The sequence below is a fragment of the Myroides oncorhynchi genome (assembly GCF_020905415.1).
Lineage (GTDB): Bacteria > Bacteroidota > Bacteroidia > Flavobacteriales > Flavobacteriaceae > Flavobacterium > Flavobacterium oncorhynchi_A.
The window spans coordinates 2,857,915-2,877,721 of record NZ_JAJJMP010000001.1; the positions used below are offsets into that span (position 1 = coordinate 2,857,915).

Sequence of the window (19,807 nt, forward strand, 5' to 3'; positions counted from 1 at the left end):
AATGAGTACCTATAAAATTATTGATCAAACAACAACACAGCAGCCTACAGTGTCTGTAGCTATGCTTGCCTATAATCACCAGGAGTTTATATCGGAAGCTATAGAGAGTGTTTTAATGCAAAAAATTACTTTCCCTATTCAAATTGTAATTGCAGAAGATTGTTCGCCAGACAACACCAGAGCAATTGTTTTGGAGTATCAAACAAAATATCCTGATATCATTAAACTGATTTTACAAGATAAAAATGTAGGAGCGTCACAGAATAATGACGCTCTTTTAAACCATTTAGATGGTCAGTATATAGCTCCTTTAGAGGGGGATGATTATTGGATTGATGAGTATAAACTTCAGCAACAAGTTGACTTTTTAGAACATAATCAAGAATATAATTTAGTTTATACAGATGCAAAATATTATAAGCAGAATACAGGGGAGTTTGATTTACAACGTACAAATCAAATAAAAGATTTTTCGGATTTATTAGTATCTAATAGAATGTTTACTCTAACTGTATGTTTGAAAAAAGAAGTTTTAGATATTTATAGACAAGAAGATGCAAATGATTTAAAAGACTTGCCTTTTGGAGATTATTCTTTATGGTTGTTTGCCTCTACAAGAGGACAAGCAAAGTATTTACCTATTGTTTCAGCTGTTTATCGTATTTTAGAAGAATCGGCTAGTCATTCTAAAAATCTTGAGAAGTTAGTAAGTTTTGAAGAGGCTGTGAGCAAGTGTAGATTATATTTTCTGAATAAATATTACAATGGGGATAAAAAGCAACTAGAAACTAAATTATTAGGGGCAAAAACTCGTTCAATAATTAAAATGTCTTTTTTGTATAAAGATGAAAAAGTCTTTAATCAATATAAAAAAGACTTGAAGTACATCGCTAATTATAAGTATAAATACTATCTAATTTATTCATTAGCTAAAATTAATTTTAAGGTATTTACAGCTATTTATAATTAAAATAAAAAGTAACTATAATAAAACAATAAAAGGATTACTCTAGTCGTTTTACAATCATAAGTATGTCTTTTTTAGGACAGTAGCTGGAATAAAAAGTAAAGAGGAATCAACGAATTGTTTACTACAATTCGTTGATTCCTCTTTTTTATTTCTAGTGATTTGTCTTTTCTAAAATAAAAACATAACCTTATTGATAAAAATAACACTGTTCTGTTTTGTATTGTAATATTTTTTAGTTTTCTTCGTTTTAATTAAACAAAACTCAAAAACTCTTTTTAAATTATGAAGTCATATTCTTTAACCGAAATAAACGATGTCTTAAATGGTATTGTCGTTGGTAGTACATTAAAACAGATTTCAACAGCAGAACAACTAGAAAAAGCAAAAGAATGCCAAATCTCATTTATTGGTAATAAAAAATATGAACGACTATGGGGAGACTCAAAAGCACCTATTGCTATTGTAAATAATGATATCTCGATCTTACCAGGTATTGATAGAGCATTTATAAAAGTAGATAATGTGGATTTAGCTTTAGCTAAGTTACTTACTTTATTTGCACCTAAGTTACCATTGTTTAAAATAGATATTCACCCTAATGCTACCATAGATAGTACAGCCGTGATTGGTGAAGGAGCTAAGATAGCTGCTGGTTGTGTAATCGGTGAGAATGTAGTAATTGGTAAGAATGTGAAGATATATCCTAATGTAACGGTATTAGACAACAGTACCATTGGAGATAATACGATATTGTGGTCAGGTGTTATTGTGCGTGAGCGTAGCCATATTGGACATAACTGTATCTTACACCCTAATGCAGTGATAGGAGCAGACGGTTTTGGTTTCTGTCCTTCTCCTGAGTTCGGATTAGTTAAGATTCCTCAAATCGGTAATGTAGTTATTGGTAACTATGTAGAGATAGGGGCAAACTCATGTGTTGACAGAGGTAAGTTCAGTGCTACTATTATAGGTGATGGTTGTAAGATAGATAACCTTGTTCAGATAGGACACAACTGTGAGTTAGGTAAATTCTGTATCATGGCTGGAAATAGTGGTTTAGCAGGATCTGTTACCCTAAAGGATTTTGTAGTAATCGGAGGTAGTGCTTCTATTAAGGATCACGTTACTATTGGCCAGGGCGCTGTAGTAGGTGCAGGGTCAGGAGTAACTGGTGATGTTCAGGCTGGTAAAACAGTGTTGGGGTACCCTGCTCAAGAAGCAAAAACAACCCTAAGACAATGGGCTGCATTAAAACAGCTAGTAAGTAGTAAAACAAAGAACTAATTCTCTATAAAGAGATTTTAAATACAAGCGATTAATCTGTAAAGGTTAGTCGCTTTTTTTGTATGTCAGTCATGGGGTGTATAACTCAAAAATTAATCATACCTCTACAGAGTAAATCAAGCAAGATATACTAAAAGGAACACCTTATCCTTATAAGACCTTAAATTGTATTTTAGTAAAAATAAGTTTATAGCCATGCTAACACTAGGGTTTTAAGAAGTCATAAAAAGGGCATAGAGGTATTATATATCAACTAGGATTATTCTCTATAGACAATTCGATATGCTTGCCTATCAAAGACCTGTAATATTGTAAGTGAGGCAAAACAAAGAAAAAAACTTCAAATACTATCTTCTTCAATTTATCTCCTATATTTTCTAAGAATATCAACCGATTTGTTAAGCAATGCCTACCTAGATCTTAAAGAAGGAAAAAAACTAAAGTTGTAGATATCGACTTTAAAATATTCATTGACTTGCAAAACAATAAAGAGTTGGTTGGTTTTAAGGAAGAAATAAATGTCTACAATGTGGTTTTCCGTAAAGAAGTTTAGATAATTAGTTCTAATTTAGGGACAAAGAAGATAAGTATTGATATGAGGATATATTTAAAATTAAGTAGAAACAAAGAGTTGATACCTTTTAATAATCAACATTTATTAACAGCAGCTTTACATCGATGGTTAGGCAAGGATAATGAATTGCATGATAAACAAAGTCTGTATTGTTTTTCTTGGTTACAACATGTAAAAACAGGAGCAAAAGGAATTAGCTTAACAGGGGATTCGTATTTCTTTATTAGTAGTTATGATGATGAGTTTATTAAAAAAGTGATTAAAGGGATACTGAAAGACCCTTATGCTTTTTGTGGATCTTCAGTAGCAGATATTCAATTCAAGGATGCTCCAGATTTTGAAGGATCTCAACGATTTATGTTGTCAAGCCCAATATTACTGAAACAAAAAATACAAGCAGAGCATAAAACAAAATATTTGACTTATGATGAAGAAAACTTCGAAGAAGTATTGACTATTAATTTGAAAAATAAGATGGTCTTGGCTAATATAAATAGTGATGGAGTAGATGTAAAATTAGATATGACTTTTGAAAAGAAGCATACTAAGCTAATAGATTATAAGGGAATATTAAACAAAGTTAATATGTGTCCTGTAATTGTATCAGGAACACCTGAACAGATAACATTTGCTTGGTTGGTAGGTTTAGGATATTCTACAGGTATAGGTTTTGGTTCGTTAAAATAGAGATTTATGAAGACATTTTATGTAGTAAAGTATTCAGGCCCTTTTGGTTTTATAAAACCATGGACTGCTGTACGTGATAGTGAAACGTTTAGTCAACAGTTTTTAACACCAAGTACAGTGGAGGGAATTGAGAAAAAATTATTTCCTGAGTTGTTAAAGAATATAGGAATTAGTAAAATAAAGGGACATCGTTTGTCTTATGATCAAATTTCTGAACAACAAGAGGTTACACAAACCAGAGGTTGGAATTCTGTGAAAAAAGGAAAACAGTTTCAATTCTCAAGAGATACTTCTATTTTATTGAGGGGTGTTTTGATAAATCCTGTACTACATTTACTATTTGATAACATTGAAGATGCTGAAATAGCTATGACACAACATATATGTTTATGTAGAAACGAAGATTTAATGTTTCCAATAGAAATAATGGCAATACAAGCAGGTGATTTCGACACAGAAGCATATCCTGGTTATGAATTAGTATTTGGTAAGACAGTTAAATCATTTATTGTAGGATACCATCGATTGACAAATGAAGCTATGTATGGTTGGCTTAAAATAGTAGGAACTCCTGTAAGAACTATTAGGCAATGGTAAGCTTATTCGCAAAATCATCACCAGAATGGACTACATTAAAAGATCATTTATTGCATGTTTCTTTAGCAGCACAGAAGTTCGCTACCTATTTAGGGATAGATGAAAAAATAGCTATTAATGGTGCTTTGCTTCATGATTTGGGCAAAGGACATCCTTTTTTTCAAAAGCGATTACAAGGAAAAGATAATACAAGAAGGATATTTAGACATGAACTATCATCCTTGTTTTTTCTATCTGCTTTTCCAGTAGAACATAAAGATGCCTTAATTGAAATGGTAGTTGCCCACCATAAGTCCATTGACGATGATGGAGGTATACTTTATTTGGAAGAGAATGATGATTATATATCATTTCATTTAGGACAATGGGAAAGTTGGAGTGTTGCTGTTTTAGAAGTATTAAAAGAATGTGGAATTACAGTTGATCAAATTAGTAGAGAAGAAGCAGAGGCGAATTATGACTATGCTTTGAATTATGTGCAAGAGCATAGTAAGGAGAAAAGATGGTCGCAATGGAGAGGGCTATTAATGGGAGCTGATCATTTTGCATCTGCACAGATACATAAGACAGAAAAGGTTGTTAATAGATTATTCCAGATTCCTAATTTGTCATTTTATAACAGGCAGCATGAGTTATATCCATTGTCTTGTGAAGATGCTGATTCTTCTAAGAAACATACCATCGTAGTTGCAAGTACGGGAGCTGGAAAAACAGATTATTTGTTGCGTAGATGTAGAGGACGTGTTTTTTATACTTTACCTTTTCAAGCATCTATTAATGCAATGTATAACAGATTAGGTAATGATTTAGAAAAAGACAACCCTAATATTGATATAAGAGTACAACATTCATCATCTATTGTAGTTAAGCGCAACGGCAATGATGATACTTCTCTTCAAAATCTTATGGGCTCAGCAGTAAAGGTGTTAACTCCACATCAATTAGCTACACTTGCCTTTGGATTAAAGGGGTATGAGGCATTGATATTAGATGTTAAAGGATGCGATGTTATTTTAGATGAAGTACATACCTATTCAGGTGTATCACAGGCCTTAGTGCTAAAGGTAATCGAGGTATTAAAAGAAATAGATTGTAGAATACATATAGGTACAGCTACTATGCCTACTGTTTTATATAATAAAATATTAGAGTTATTAGGAGATGATGTCTTTGAAATGAAGCTAAAAAAAGAGCAATTAGATCAATTTAACAGACATATCGTTTATAAGATAAAACAAGACAATGTTTTTAGTATAATAAAAGAAGGAGTTCTTGCAAATAAAAAGGTTCTTGTTGTGTGTAATAAAGTACAGAATGCTATAGAAGTTTATGAAGATTTAGTTCAGCAGTATCCCAACATACCTATTCTTTTGTTACACAGTAGATTTAAACGAGCAGATAGAAATGAAAAGGAGAGATTACTCTTAGGTATAGATCAGAAAGGACAGGCCATTGGAGCCTATAATACTAGTTGTGAAAGTTGTATTGTTGTTTCAACTCAAATAGTAGAGGTTAGCTTGGATATCAGCTTTGATGTGATTATTACAGAGACAGCACCTTTAGATGCTTTGATACAAAGATTTGGACGAGTAAATAGAAAGAGAAACAAAGATACTATAGGGAAGTTAAAGGATGTATATGTGATAGAACCTGGCGAGACACAAAAAGACGTTAGACCTTATATGTTTGATGCTATTCAGAAGACTTACGCTGTATTGCCTGATGCGGATGTACTTCAAGAGCGGGATGTTCAACAGATGATGGATAGTGTATTTCAGCAGTTAAACTTAATGGATATTGAGAATCACACTGTATTTAAGCAAGGCGGCAAGTGGAACCAACCAGTACTTACTCATAATTCAAAGTCTGTGTTAATTGATTTGTTGCAGATAGAAAGTGTAGTATGTATAACTGAAGAGGATCGAGAATTATATGAGAAATGTAATGATTTTGAAATACGATTAATGTTAGAAATACCAACCTATTATTATACAGTTGAAAAATTAGAGCAATTAAAGGTTGGAAATAAGCCATTTATAATACCGTCTTATGCTTATAGCAAAGAATCTGGACTAAGTATTGATAAACTTAAAAGTGAACTGAATAATGTAATAAATCAATTGTTATGATAACAGCTTTAATAGGTAGGACTTTTTTAGAGAAATATAACCAAGAGATGAGAAGTAGTCATAGTTCAAAATCATTCTTTGAAGAGGTTTTCTTTGAATTATTCTTTAATCATCCTAAGTATCTAATGAGTGGAGGTAACTCATCATTTGAAAATCCTAAAATTAGTTGGGATAAGATGATTAAAGGATTAATACCATTTGAAACGTGTGAACAGAAGAAACTAAGGTTAGAGAAATTTATCGAAAAGGTATCGGATAATTATAATAAACCAGATGCAAGTTTTGCATTAGGATATGCAGCCTCTACAGAGAGAGAATTTGCTACGACCTCAGGTTTGGTTTCAGATCTAAAAATAGAAACTACAGAAGAAGAAGTGTATTACTCGTGGATAGGTGGAGGGTTAGGAATAGGAGTAGCAGGAGGATATAACTTACTAATAGATGATGCAATAATCTTGTGGCAGGTTTTTTTAGGATGGAAGGAATATCGAAAACTATTAAACGATCCAACTTTGTCTGTGATAAGAGGTAATCAAATCAATACATGGAACGGACAATGGTTAACGTATTCATTAGGAAAAGACTTTGATAGAGCCTTTGATTATACTGTTTTAAGAAAAAAAGAGATTCTAAAGATAGAAAAAGATAAAGCAGAAGTAAATACAGTGAATTGGTCTAATTTGTTTTTTAGCTTATCTAATCTGTATGCAGAGCAAACAATAAATACTTATGTCTATAGTTTTGGACAAACAAATAAGACAATAGGATTTATTCCTATGTATTTAAAGTCAGGAAAACGACTAATAGATGTGTTTAAGCAATTGTTTCCTTATTCTGAAGATAGTTTTGAAACAAGTCAGTTTCAATCTCTTTTCGGGATACATATAAAACGAGCTTGTGAATTAGGAAATATAGGCTTACATGCTTTACAGCCAGAAAGCCTTAAGAAGTACATCAATACTGATAAGAATTTATCCTTTAAAAAAGAAGAAGATTATATTAATTATAGAACTTATAAAACTTGGTTAATCGCTATGATATCAAAGAATAAACAAGAAATCACAGACTATACCGCTCAAATAGCTCAGCTATTGTTAGAGTATAGAAAAGACGCAAAAGGAAATGAACGTACAAACTTGATTAATAAAAGACTATTTGAAGAAAGTTCAAAGAAATCTTTTATTGGTGCTTTGACAGATATGTTGTCTGGAGTAACAGACAAACAAGCTAAAGAACTAAAAGAATTAAGAGATTATGTACACTTACTAAGTAATGAGGATTTCTCATACTTTCGTACGTTGTTAAAATTTGATTACGCATTTGTAGAAAAAGAAAACTAAAAATATTATGAAGAATTCAACAATTTATATCCGTACTTTAAAAAGAGCCGAGCATACAGTATTCTGTGTAGCGGATGGACAAAAATCGTATTATGATGCTCAATTTAATAGAAGAATCCCGTTTTCAAGTGGTCAGCAAGTAAAGCGTTCTATTATAGATAGTATTTGTGAAGCATTAAATGTAATGCCAAGTCCAACTACTTTTTTGTTTGATGTAGTTAAGCAAAAAGAGTTAAAAGAAGGAGAGGTATATGGAACTTGTGATCCTGGTTATGTTGATCAATTGTTTGGTGGGTGGATGAAAGCTGCTAAAGGAGGAACCGAACGTACTTTAAAAAGACGTAGTCCATTATCTATTTCTGCAATGAGAGGTTTACATCCTTTGTTAGCAGGTGTAGATAAAGACAATGCATCATTTGATAGAAGTGATAGACCCAATAATGAAGTAATTGTAAGGGATGAAAAGGGAAATGCTTTGAGTACTGATCAAATAGTAGCTTTTTTAGAGGGGAAAGATAGAAGTTTAAGTAGAAAATGGATACCGGACCAAAGTAGAGCTTCTGGATTATTTGTTTCTGATATAGCAATAGATTTAAGAAGATTGTTTACCGTTAGTTTAAATAGTTTTGAACCAGAGGTATCTGATGGGACTATAGAAAAACTAAAAGCTGAAGGATGGAAAGAGATGAAAAATATATTTGGGGATTGTTTAGTAGCACCAAAGAGTTTAAGAGAACAATGGAGCAAAGCTCTTGCTTATGCTATTGTTAATTGGAAGATTACATCAAATCAATCAAGAACTTTTAGTTTAATGGATACTTTGGCATTAAGTGTTAGTAATAATGCTAATCTAATAGCAGCAAGTATCCGTGCAAAATTGGTAGACGACGATACTCGTAAAGCTGAACCGATTGTGGATGAAAGTATTAAAGGAGTAGAAACTTTTATTAGTTTACAAGCAGGAGGATATATTCTAACCAAGGGCGAAACCGTAGATGCAATGCAAAGAGCAGAACAGTATTTAATAGATCAGATGATGTCATTTGATTTTGAGAATCAGCTATAAAATAATTTAGCGCAAGAATTGGTAACGGTTCTTGCGTTATTTTTTTGATGTAATGAACATTACTGGCACTCATATGGCATACTATCATGTATGTTTACGCAAACTGTGGCTGTTTGCAAACGGTATTACTATGGAACATACTTCCCAAATAGTGGCAGAAGGAAAGCTAATCGCTGAAACGACTTATTTAGATCGATCAAGGAAATATACAGAATTGGCAATAGGAAATATAGTTATTGACTTTTATGACGCTAAAAATCAAACTATTCATGAGGTGAAAAAGTCTAGTAAAATAGAGAAAGCTCATATTGCACAAGTTAAATATTACCTTTTTATATTGAATAAACATGGGGTAGTTGAGCCTAAAGCTATAATAGAGTATCCTAAACTTAAACATCGTGATTTTATATTATGGGATGAGAGTTTTAGGGTAGAAATATTACAATGGTTAAGCAATATTGATAAGGTAGTTACTAATAGTAATTGCCCTGAATTAGAGAAGAAAAGTATTTGCAAAAAATGCTCTTATTATGAACTTTGCTATATTGATGAACAATGAAAAAGACTTATTATTTATTCAATCCTGGGCGTTTAAGTAGAACGGATAATACACTGAAGTTTATACCCACGGATTCAAATGGCAATGAAGGTACGCCGAAGTATATTCCAATAGAAGGAGTTGCAGATTTATTCTGTTTTGGTAGTTTAGATGCCAATAGTGCTTTATATACTTTTTTAGGTAAAGCAGGAATTGCTGTTCATTTTTTTGATTACTATGAACACTATGCAGGTTCTTTTATGCCAAAAGAATATTTATTAGCAGGTAAGATGCAAATAGAACAAACAAAAAGCTATATAGATAAGAAAAAAAGATTAGAATTGGCAAGAAAATTTGTATCTGGAGCGTCGTTTAATATGGTGAAGAACCTACGTTACTATATAAATAGAGAAAGAGATTTACAAAATGTACAGGATAGTATAGAGAAGTATAATCTACTTATTGATACAAGTACAGAGGTAGACGAGTTAATGGGAGTAGAGGGGAATATTAGACAAATGTATTATTCTGCTTTTAATGAGATAATAATTCCTGATTTTACAATGGGTAACAGAAGTAAACGGCCTCCTGAAAATGAGATAAATGCTTTAATCTCTTTTGGTAATATGCTGTGTTACACCTTGTGTTTGGGTCAGATTTATCATACACAACTTAATCCTACGATTAGTTTTTTGCACGAACCTGGATATAGACGCTATTCACTAGCTCTTGATTTAGCAGAGATATTTAAGCCACTTTTAGTTGATCGATTGATATTTAGGTTGTTAAATAAAAAGGAGATACAAGCCAAAGACTTTGATCATCAATTAAATAGTTGTATTTTAACAGAGTCAGGAAGAAAAATATTTGTTAAGGCTTGGGAGGAAAAAATAACAGAAACCTTTAAGCATCCTGTACTTAAGCGCAATATTAGTTATAAACACCTGATTAAATTAGAATGTTATAAGTTGAGTAAACATATTTTGGATATAGAAGAGTATAAACCTTTTAAATCTAGATGGTAATGTACGTAATATTAGTTTATGATATTAGCGATAAGAAAGTAGGTAAGATGCTTAAACTCTGTAGAAAATATTTGAATTGGATACAGAATTCAGTATTTGAGGGAGAGATTACAGAAGTGAAGCTAAAAGAATTATTATTAGAAGCTAAGTTAATATTAGATAAGGAGAAGGATAGTGTTATCATATTTAAAAGTAGGCAAGAAAAATGGCTGGAAAAACAAGTACTAGGAAAGGAGAAGAATGAGTTGGATAACTTCTTATAGTCGTCGATAGTGCTACTTATAGAAACTTTGTTCTTTGAAATATTGTAGTAAAGTAAAATGCTAATTGATAATCAGTTGTTTAAGATGTAGTCGCACCTAAGGAGGAAATCGGTTATTATAGGTCGACTAATTTTGGATGTAAAAAATGAAATAAATATATTAATGTATCTCCGTTTAACGACATAATGCTATATTTGTAGTCTAAAACATAAGAAAGTCATGCTAAACCTTTTTACCTTTTCGGCTGAATTTACAAGTGAAGAAGCTTGCCGTTTACATTTTAAAGAGCAACGTGATAAGTTAGGAGTTACTTGTCAAAGATGTGGTCATGATGCCCACTATTGGATTCAAAGTAGATGGAGTTATGAATGTAAAAAATGTCGTTCTCGTATGACTTTAAAAAGTGGTACAATTATGGAGCATTCAAAACTATCTTTTTTGATATGGTATAAGACAATGTTCTTAATGACAGCGACTAAAAAAGGCTTTTCAACTTTAGAAATTCAAAAGCAATTAGGACTAAAAAGATATGAGCCAGTATGGGCAATGGTACATAAGCTTCGCAAGGCAATGGGTAATAGAGATAGCAAGTATACTTTAGAGGGAATGTTAGAGATGGATGAGGGATATTTTAAAGTAGAAACATCTGAAATAGAGAAATCTAAAACTAAAAGTGGTCGAGGATCTACAGGTGTTCAAAATGTTGCTATTATGGCTGAAAGTACAGTTTTAGAGAACATAGAAACAGGTGAAAAACAAAATCATGTACGCTTTTTTAAAGCTGTTGTTTTAGAAGATCATAAAGCTGAAAGTGTTAATGAAATGATCAGGAAAAATATTGAAGAAAGTAGCATTGTCTTAACTGATAAGAGTACTTCTTATGTAGATATTTCAGATTTTGTTCAGATACATATTACTGAAAAATCATCAGAACAAACAACAAAAGAGACTCTAAAATGGGTACATATAGCTATCAGTAATGCTAAAAGAAATCTACTGGGAAATTACCATAAAATTAAACGAAAATACCTTCAAGCTTACTTAGATGAATTCGTTTATAAACTTAATAGAAGATACTTTGGTGAAAAGCTCTTTGATAGGCTTATTATTGCCAATATTACAGCTTATGACAAATAACGGACATACATAAATATATTTGTGAAGCCTAATAAAGAGGCTTTTTTATGTCGTGAATTTCACGGCTTCTAATCATACCATTGAGGAATTGAAAGTGTTTTTTAATGGGTAAAAAAGCTATAACAGCAAAACTTCTAATCATACCATTGAGGAATTGAAAGTACAGATAGATTTCTTTGCACTGGTGAGCACGATAGCTTCTAATCATACCATTGAGGAATTGAAAGAAGTATTAAAGGCAAAGAAAACGTTCAGATAGTAAACTTCTAATCATACCATTGAGGAATTGAAAGTAAAGAGCGTTACGAACAGTTACTACTTGACCACAGCTTCTAATCATACCATTGAGGAATTGAAAGGGTAAATACAACATAGTAAAGCCACTCCATTGGGTTCTTCTAATCATACCATTGAGGAATTGAAAGAACAATCCTTTATCAATCAATTGAGATGTCAACATCCTTCTAATCATACCATTGAGGAATTGAAAGTATTTTTATAGTGAAGGTAGAGCCATAAGACACCAGCTTCTAATCATACCATTGAGGAATTGAAAGACTAGACACAACAACCGCGTAAAGTTGCAAAACTTGCTTCTAATCATACCATTGAGGAATTGAAAGTTAGATCTCTTTGATAAAGATATTCTTAGAGTCGATCTTCTAATCATACCATTGAGGAATTGAAAGATGGTAAAAGGAGGAAAGTTCTTACAAATGAAATTACTTCTAATCATACCATTGAGGAATTGAAAGAACATCAGAAATTAGTGTTTTCTCTTAGTAAAAAACTTCTAATCATACCATTGAGGAATTGAAAGTATATCTGTAATAGTTGTTGTTTTTCTTCTATAGATCTTCTAATCATACCATTGAGGAATTGAAAGATTTTAGCTTTGTCTTTAAACTGTTTTACTACTGTACTTCTAATCATACCATTGAGGAATTGAAAGATATTATTAGCAGCTACTCCAGTGGGAGCTAAAGCTCTTCTAATCATACCATTGAGGAATTGAAAGAATTAATGTACGGTTTATTTGTTTATAGAGGAATAACTTCTAATCATACCATTGAGGAATTGAAAGAATTGTACTAAGCTTCTAGAGAACTTTACTATAGCACTTCTAATCATACCATTGAGGAATTGAAAGAGCGTTAAGAGTGGTAAAAAAGGACAGAGAATCTAGTCTTCTAATCATACCATTGAGGAATTGAAAGATTTTAGAAGCAAATGGAATAAATGAATTAAAACACCTTCTAATCATACCATTGAGGAATTGAAAGATAATCAGCACCCTTCAATAGGTTTTCAAACATTGTCTTCTAATCATACCATTGAGGAATTGAAAGAACCCTTTCCAATCACAACGTAAATTCCTATGGGACTTCTAATCATACCATTGAGGAATTGAAAGGTTACAATGCTTAAATCAGCAACTAAAGAAAACTTACTTCTAATCATACCATTGAGGAATTGAAAGACACTATGCTCTTTAACTTGTCCTTTTGCATAACGTCTTCTAATCATACCATTGAGGAATTGAAAGAGCTTTAGCAAAAGGTAATCATAAAAGAGCATATAACTTCTAATCATACCATTGAGGAATTGAAAGAGTATGGAGTAAGAAGATAGCACCGTATAGGTCGATCTTCTAATCATACCATTGAGGAATTGAAAGTCTTCAACATCAATTACAGATAATTTTATAAGTATGCTTCTAATCATACCATTGAGGAATTGAAAGAAATGCGTGATACAGTGATTAAAGACTGCCTGAATACTTCTAATCATACCATTGAGGAATTGAAAGCAAGAAGTAAAACTAACTAAAGCACTATTTGACTTACTTCTAATCATACCATTGAGGAATTGAAAGAGCTGAACGAGCAATATTCATTTTAGCACTTAAACTCTTCTAATCATACCATTGAGGAATTGAAAGTGAACTAAACTACCTAAGTGAAAATGAATGGATGATCTTCTAATCATACCATTGAGGAATTGAAAGATGGGAGATGAGGAAGTACGTCAAGCTCGCCAAAGCTTCTAATCATACCATTGAGGAATTGAAAGATTCTTAGCATCTTCTAATCCTAAAACAGTTTCGCTCTTCTAATCATACCATTGAGGAATTGAAAGACATTTGTCATAGATCTATTATCTGAAGTTCTCATCTTCTAATCATACCATTGAGGAATTGAAAGTTTTCTAAAATGTAATTAGCAACCCCGACGCTGCCTCTTCTAATCATACCATTGAGGAATTGAAAGGCACAAGTCACACGGCTGGCGTGTATTATTTCAGTGCTTCTAATCATACCATTGAGGAATTGAAAGAATTTTGATAAAAAGCTTCAGGAATTACCATTTGAACTTCTAATCATACCATTGAGGAATTGAAAGAATTAAATAAAGCCTCATATTTTTGTTGACCATCAACTTCTAATCATACCATTGAGGAATTGAAAGACAAATAACACAATAGTAAGACGTGGGAGTGATGGAACTTCTAATCATACCATTGAGGAATTGAAAGACTTTCTCCTTTGCGTACAGTTCTAATGCCCATACACTTCTAATCATACCATTGAGGAATTGAAAGAAAGTTACTAATGAAACTAAAAAAGCTGAAGAAGGACTTCTAATCATACCATTGAGGAATTGAAAGATTTTTTCACGTACTTCAAAAGGTACATACAGTGTTCTTCTAATCATACCATTGAGGAATTGAAAGGAGAGTAAAACAGAAGAAGATTTATTGAAAGAAAAACTTCTAATCATACCATTGAGGAATTGAAAGATGGTTGTAGCTTTGATGGGAAAAGGTTTGCAAATGCTTCTAATCATACCATTGAGGAATTGAAAGCAGCTTCTTCACTGTCCGAGGCAGGGGGGATTTCTTCTTCTAATCATACCATTGAGGAATTGAAAGATTGATAAAAAAACAAAGGCTTTGCTTGAAAAAATGCTTCTAATCATACCATTGAGGAATTGAAAGAAGTTAGAAAAACAACTTCACCGACCGGGGCGCCCCCTTCTAATCATACCATTGAGGAATTGAAAGTTAGGAAGACCTTTATCTTATGCATCCACTAAGTGGGCTTCTAATCATACCATTGAGGAATTGAAAGCACAAGAAGAAGCTAAAGGTGGAAGAGAAAAATTAGCTTCTAATCATACCATTGAGGAATTGAAAGACCTGCTTAACAACCCTATCTGATTGACTAAATTCTCTTCTAATCATACCATTGAGGAATTGAAAGTATCTGATTGATATTTGATACAACGTCCATTCAAGCTTCTAATCATACCATTGAGGAATTGAAAGATTGAATACTTTGAAGTTTGATCCCCATAAATTACACTTCTAATCATACCATTGAGGAATTGAAAGAGTCTTTATTGGTCATTTTCCCAAACCACTTGCGAACTTCTAATCATACCATTGAGGAATTGAAAGTAAGTACAAGCCCTAATAAGTTCAAGGGCAGACTTGCTTCTAATCATACCATTGAGGAATTGAAAGTAAGTACAAGCCCTAATAAGTTCAAGGGCAGACTTGCTTCTAATCATACCATTGAGGAATTGAAAGTTAAAGAAGCTGATATCGTTAAAATGGTTAAGTATACTTCTAATCATACCATTGAGGAATTGAAAGCACATTGTAACGCGAATGTATGCGATAGCCGAAAACCTTCTAATCATACCATTGAGGAATTGAAAGAGTCACATAATTAATAGAAGATACGTTTTCGGGGTTCTTCTAATCATACCATTGAGGAATTGAAAGTCAAAAACAATAAAAATAAATGATGAATCATATTGCCTTCTAATCATACCATTGAGGAATTGAAAGATTCGATAAGCTGGAATGAAGTCCAGGTTCGTGCTGCTTCTAATCATACCATTGAGGAATTGAAAGCCAAAAACTTGATATAGTACTTTTTATTATTCTCTACTTCTAATCATACCATTGAGGAATTGAAAGACATTTGTAACTGAGTTGTTATCTGAAGTTTTCATGCTTCTAATCATACCATTGAGGAATTGAAAGATTCAAGCAAACTTAGATGCAGTAGCAAAAGCAGGTACTTCTAATCATACCATTGAGGAATTGAAAGTAAACTTATCGTATGTGATTGTTGTTAATTTTCTACACTTCTAATCATACCATTGAGGAATTGAAAGTTGCTTTTGGTTTTATTCTAGTTTTAAAAGTGATACTTCTAATCATACCATTGAGGAATTGAAAGTAAGTTGGGAATTATCAAACGGTTTTGCCATTTCTGCTTCTAATCATACCATTGAGGAATTGAAAGTTAGATAGAGGTGGAGCAACAAACATGGGAGTAACACTTCTAATCATACCATTGAGGAATTGAAAGTCAAACGCATCCTCTATACTCACAGTAGGCACATAACTTCTAATCATACCATTGAGGAATTGAAAGGTAAAACAAGAAAATAAGAAATACCCAAGGGATAGTCTTCTAATCATACCATTGAGGAATTGAAAGGATGGTAAAGTTTACTTTAAAATGGTTTTTGGTGCACTTCTAATCATACCATTGAGGAATTGAAAGGTTGTTCAAACACAAGGTAAGGCATTTTCTAAGGCACTTCTAATCATACCATTGAGGAATTGAAAGTTTACAGAGTACTCAGTATATAGCTCCTGATCTTTGACTTCTAATCATACCATTGAGGAATTGAAAGAGGACAAGGTTTAACTCCTACCATAAATGGAGTGCACTTCTAATCATACCATTGAGGAATTGAAAGAACAAAGTTATAATGGATATATGCGGATGGGCATCAGCTTCTAATCATACCATTGAGGAATTGAAAGATAGAATTAGAATTTGTAATCAATTCACCTGAATTACTTCTAATCATACCATTGAGGAATTGAAAGTTCTCTATCTTCTTAGGTCTAATGTTTAGTATCTCACTTCTAATCATACCATTGAGGAATTGAAAGAACAAAGTAATAGCACCAAACAATCAAGTAAACTTTTAATCGTACCATTGAGGAATTGAAAGAATGTTTACACGGGAGTTGGTAACAATTACCAATCTTCTAATCATACCATTTAAGAATTAAAAGATCAATATTAGGGCAGATAAGCCTTATATGGACAACTTCTAGTCATACCATTTAGGAATTAAAAGTAATTGACGATTGCATCCAAGCTAAGAGCGAGAATACTTCTAATCATACTATTGAGGAATTGAAAGCGCTGTAAGAAGTAAGCTGCTAATCCTGTTAGCATGAATTTCTAATCATACCCCATTAAGGAATTGAAAGTTTTTTGTAAGGAAGCTTGATTTGTGCAGCTGTTCACTTCTAATTATATCATCTAAGAATTGATGTGAAAATATTAATTTACTATTAATGATCCCTTATCAGGATTCCTTATATTGTAATTCTCTTATTAACTTAACCAAACTATGGCTGCAGATAGAACACGTACCTTCTCTTGGGAGGACCCTATAAAAGCATTAGAAGAAGCCAAGAAGCTAAATGGATATGACTTTCTGATAAATGTACTAGAGGGGAATCTACCAATGGCTCCAATTCAAAAGGCCATATCATCACGAGTAGTCTCTGTGGAGAAAGGACAGGTAATATTCCAATTAAAATGCGAGGAGTTTCATTATAATCCTATCGAGAATGTACATGGCGGGATTATCAGTACAGTACTAGACTCAGCCATCGGCTGCTCATTATTAAGAACCTTAGAAATAGGGGAGAGCTTTACATCCTTAGATTTGAAAGTAAATTTCTTGTGTAAGATTACTGCTGATTCACCTACTTTAAAGACTTAAACAAAGATTATTCACAAGGGTAGAACTACCGCTTACTTGGAATGTGAGTTAGTAGATGATAAAGGCAAACTATATGCACACGCAGTGTCAAACTGCATGACCTTTAGATAATATAATAGCCCATTCACAATCGAGTGGGCTTTTTTTATATAACATGATAAGTATTTGTACTTTCATATTATCCTTTTAACCCAGATTACGCATTAGGCAACTTTAAAGGTAGGTCTAAAGGATAATCCCATAAACCTACGAACCATTTTCGTCGTTTCTTGACCAGTGCTATTTTAAGCTTGATCGTGTCATTTGTTTTCTCAAAATAAGCTCCAATAGCAAAGGTTCTATATCTTAATGTAGAAAGTGATTTTTGTGTTTTTTCTTGTAAAACAAACATTCTAAACAGTACCATTAGATTATAAGCAATCATCACAAAGATTAGAGCAGCTTCGGTAGCATAGAAGTCTTTTAGATTAAAAGATTCTGCTCCAAAGTCTTGTTTTAGTTCTTTGATTCTATTCTCTGCGTCGCCTCTTGCTCGATAGTTTTTCCATACATCATAGGCCCCACACTCCAAGTTTGTAACATAGGCGGAGTATCTGTAATTTCTGTGTATTTCATCTTCTGGAAATAGACTTAATGTTTTTCCAGGTGCTTGTGGACGTTTACTTATTTTCTGTCTTACAATGATAACTCTTCTAGGTTTTTCCCAATTTTTAGCTTGGTAGAAGGTGTCATTTATTTGGATACCTTCATCGACATTTAGCCAAGAGGTTTGACTGTCTACTAGCCTTTGCACAGGATGAGTAAACTTAGCAGCAATAATGTAGTTCATAGGTTTAGACTCTAAATGATCTAAAATATCCTTTTGAAAAAAACCACTGTCTAATCGAATTAAACCTACTTTCTTATTCCCAAAAACAGATAAAGTATCCTCTAAGAAGTTAATGAAGTTGTTGGCAGAACTTGTATCTCCACTTCGCAACCAAAAGTTGGCTACCATGCGAATATCATTTACAAAAGCTATAATAGGGTGATGAGATTTACGTCCTTTTTTACTTGGATTATACCCTCTTTTAGCTCCTTGTTGCTGTTTTCCATAACGAGTTATGACAGTAGAGTCAATATCTAAGGTAAAATAATTTAAGTTGATGTTTTCAAAAAACCATTGAAAAAAGTGCTTAGCAGTTTCAATGTTACTACTAGCATCGAACTTAGAAAAATAACGTTTATACACATCTTGACCTGGTGAAGTTCGCCAGTTAAATATTTTATCAAAAGCTTTATCATGTCTAATTACTTCTGTGTGTAAAAAGCGGTTTGCACCACACCAAACACTTGCCATAAAAGACTCTAAAATCACATCAATATCATGTGCTCTATTAGAATTTTGACAAGGAAGACTTTCACAAGAATTAATCTGAGATTTAAAGCCTATTTTATCTAACATTTGCTTTAAAAAGACCATTCCACCCCATGGTGTAATCTCTTTGTTTGTAAAGGATAGATCAAAATTCATAGGCTTAAATTTTCTAACGCTACGCGTTAGGAATTACACTTAATAAATATACATCTTTTTCTAATGCGGAATGTGGGTTTAAGCAAAAATAAACAATAAAACAGAGAAATTACACTTAGAAGCGTACCTACTAATTTATAGCAAAATTAACAACTCAACGTCTTGTTTTTTTTCTAAAAAAACTATTTTTGTTCCTATGAAATATGTATCACTAATCGTATTATTCTTCTTTGTAAACTTTATCGCTATGCCGACTATTGCGGTGTTAGCGGGTATTGAGTTGGATATACCTTCAGTGACAATTTCGGAAGAGAACAAGAAACCAATTACCAATGCTGAAGAAGAAGAGAAAGGCCATCTTTGGGACTTTAGTTCTTCTAAAGATTTTAATCTATTAGATTCAGGAAAAGGGTTGGAATCAAACTTTTCTCAACTTAAACTTATATACGAATCACAAGAATTCGATATTTTATTACCTCCTCCTGAACCCTTAGTTTAGTGATTTCTATTAGCAAACGCTAATAGAGGATACAAAAGACATTTTATAGGAGACTTCTCTATTATTATAGATAAGAATGATTATGCAGTTGATATACTGTAGAGCATGTGCTATGTTTTTTTCTGACTCCTATAGTGTCTTTTGTTCTAACAGTAGTCTTTTTTGCAAAAGTGTTACTTGTTTGCAATGACAAAGACTCTAGTTAATTAATCATTTTCCTTTTAACCTGATTATAGGTTTAAACCATTTGATATTGAACTTTTCAATGTCTAACACCTTGATTTTTTGGAAACAATTAATCAACAGACTTTGTATTGCCTTTATCTAGGCTATAACCTTAAGGTATAAAAGGAAAAA

At 32.5% G+C, this 19,807-nt stretch carries 14 protein-coding genes and 1 CRISPR repeat array; of the genes, 13 read left to right on the forward strand and 1 reads right to left on the reverse strand.

From position 1 onward, the window contains the following. The first annotated feature begins 1 nt into the window (after position 1). The 12 genes from LNQ81_RS12505 (at position 2) to LNQ81_RS12560 (ending at position 17,438) form a co-directional block, all read left to right on the forward strand. Entirely contained in the window at positions 2–970 is a 969-nt protein-coding gene (locus tag LNQ81_RS12505) for a glycosyltransferase (RefSeq protein WP_229947200.1), read from the forward strand. Between the two features lie 282 nt (positions 971–1,252). Further along, entirely contained in the window at positions 1,253–2,254 is a 1,002-nt protein-coding gene (gene lpxD, locus LNQ81_RS12510) for a UDP-3-O-(3-hydroxymyristoyl)glucosamine N-acyltransferase (RefSeq protein WP_229947202.1), read from the forward strand. A 595-nt stretch (positions 2,255–2,849) separates the two neighbouring features. After that, entirely contained in the window at positions 2,850–3,515 is a 666-nt protein-coding gene (gene cas6 / locus LNQ81_RS12515; RefSeq protein WP_229947203.1) for a CRISPR-associated endoribonuclease Cas6, read from the forward strand. A gap of 6 nt (positions 3,516–3,521) precedes the next feature. Next, the gene (locus tag LNQ81_RS12520) at positions 3,522–4,112 is read left to right on the forward strand and encodes a hypothetical protein (protein ID WP_229947204.1); all 591 of its coding nucleotides are present in this window, start codon (positions 3,522–3,524) and stop codon (positions 4,110–4,112) included. Then, positions 4,106–6,241 (forward strand): CRISPR-associated helicase Cas3', encoded by a 2,136-nt coding sequence (cas3, locus tag LNQ81_RS12525; protein WP_229947206.1) that lies wholly within the window; start codon positions 4,106–4,108, stop codon positions 6,239–6,241. Before LNQ81_RS12520 ends, cas3 begins: the two co-directional genes overlap by 7 nt. Next, positions 6,238–7,581: a hypothetical protein gene (locus tag LNQ81_RS12530; RefSeq protein ID WP_229947207.1), complete on the forward strand. Its 1,344-nt coding sequence runs from the start codon at positions 6,238–6,240 to the stop codon at positions 7,579–7,581. The genes cas3 and LNQ81_RS12530 overlap by 4 nt, the downstream gene beginning before the upstream one ends. Positions 7,582–7,588: 7 nt before the next feature. After that, complete coding sequence (locus LNQ81_RS12535; RefSeq protein WP_229947209.1) at positions 7,589–8,647, forward strand: hypothetical protein; 1,059 nt, start codon at positions 7,589–7,591, stop codon at positions 8,645–8,647. Between the two features lie 73 nt (positions 8,648–8,720). Further along, a complete protein-coding gene (locus LNQ81_RS12540; RefSeq protein WP_229947211.1) occupies positions 8,721–9,206 on the forward strand; it encodes a CRISPR-associated protein Cas4 in 486 nt (161 codons plus the stop codon). After that, the gene (cas1b, locus tag LNQ81_RS12545) at positions 9,203–10,210 is read left to right on the forward strand and encodes a type I-B CRISPR-associated endonuclease Cas1b (protein WP_229947212.1); all 1,008 of its coding nucleotides are present in this window, start codon (positions 9,203–9,205) and stop codon (positions 10,208–10,210) included. Before LNQ81_RS12540 ends, cas1b begins: the two co-directional genes overlap by 4 nt. Further along, positions 10,210–10,473 (forward strand): CRISPR-associated endonuclease Cas2, encoded by a 264-nt coding sequence (gene cas2 / locus LNQ81_RS12550; RefSeq protein WP_229947214.1) that lies wholly within the window; start codon positions 10,210–10,212, stop codon positions 10,471–10,473. Before cas1b ends, cas2 begins: the two co-directional genes overlap by 1 nt. Positions 10,474–10,692: 219 nt before the next feature. Continuing rightward, a complete protein-coding gene (locus tag LNQ81_RS12555) occupies positions 10,693–11,610 on the forward strand; it encodes an IS1595 family transposase (protein WP_229944311.1) in 918 nt (305 codons plus the stop codon). 65 nt (positions 11,611–11,675) lie between these two features. Beyond that, a CRISPR array of direct repeats spans positions 11,676–16,847; the repeat unit is 30 nt; unit sequence CTTCTAATCATACCATTGAGGAATTGAAAG. Positions 16,848–17,060: 213 nt separating this feature from the next. Next, positions 17,061–17,438, forward strand: coding sequence for a PaaI family thioesterase (locus LNQ81_RS12560; protein WP_229947216.1), 378 nt, complete (start codon positions 17,061–17,063; stop codon positions 17,436–17,438). 196 nt (positions 17,439–17,634) lie between these two features. Here the strand turns inward: LNQ81_RS12560 and LNQ81_RS12565 are convergent, their stop codons facing one another. Then, positions 17,635–18,951 carry an IS1380 family transposase gene (locus tag LNQ81_RS12565; protein ID WP_229947218.1) on the reverse strand — a complete coding sequence of 439 codons (1,317 nt, stop codon included), beginning with the start codon at positions 18,949–18,951 and terminating at the stop codon, positions 17,635–17,637. 196 nt (positions 18,952–19,147) lie between these two features. Here LNQ81_RS12565 and LNQ81_RS12570 point away from each other — a divergent pair, with 196 nt between their 5' ends. Next, positions 19,148–19,450, forward strand: coding sequence for a hypothetical protein (locus tag LNQ81_RS12570; protein ID WP_229947220.1), 303 nt, complete (start codon positions 19,148–19,150; stop codon positions 19,448–19,450). Positions 19,451–19,807: the final 357 nt, after the last annotated feature.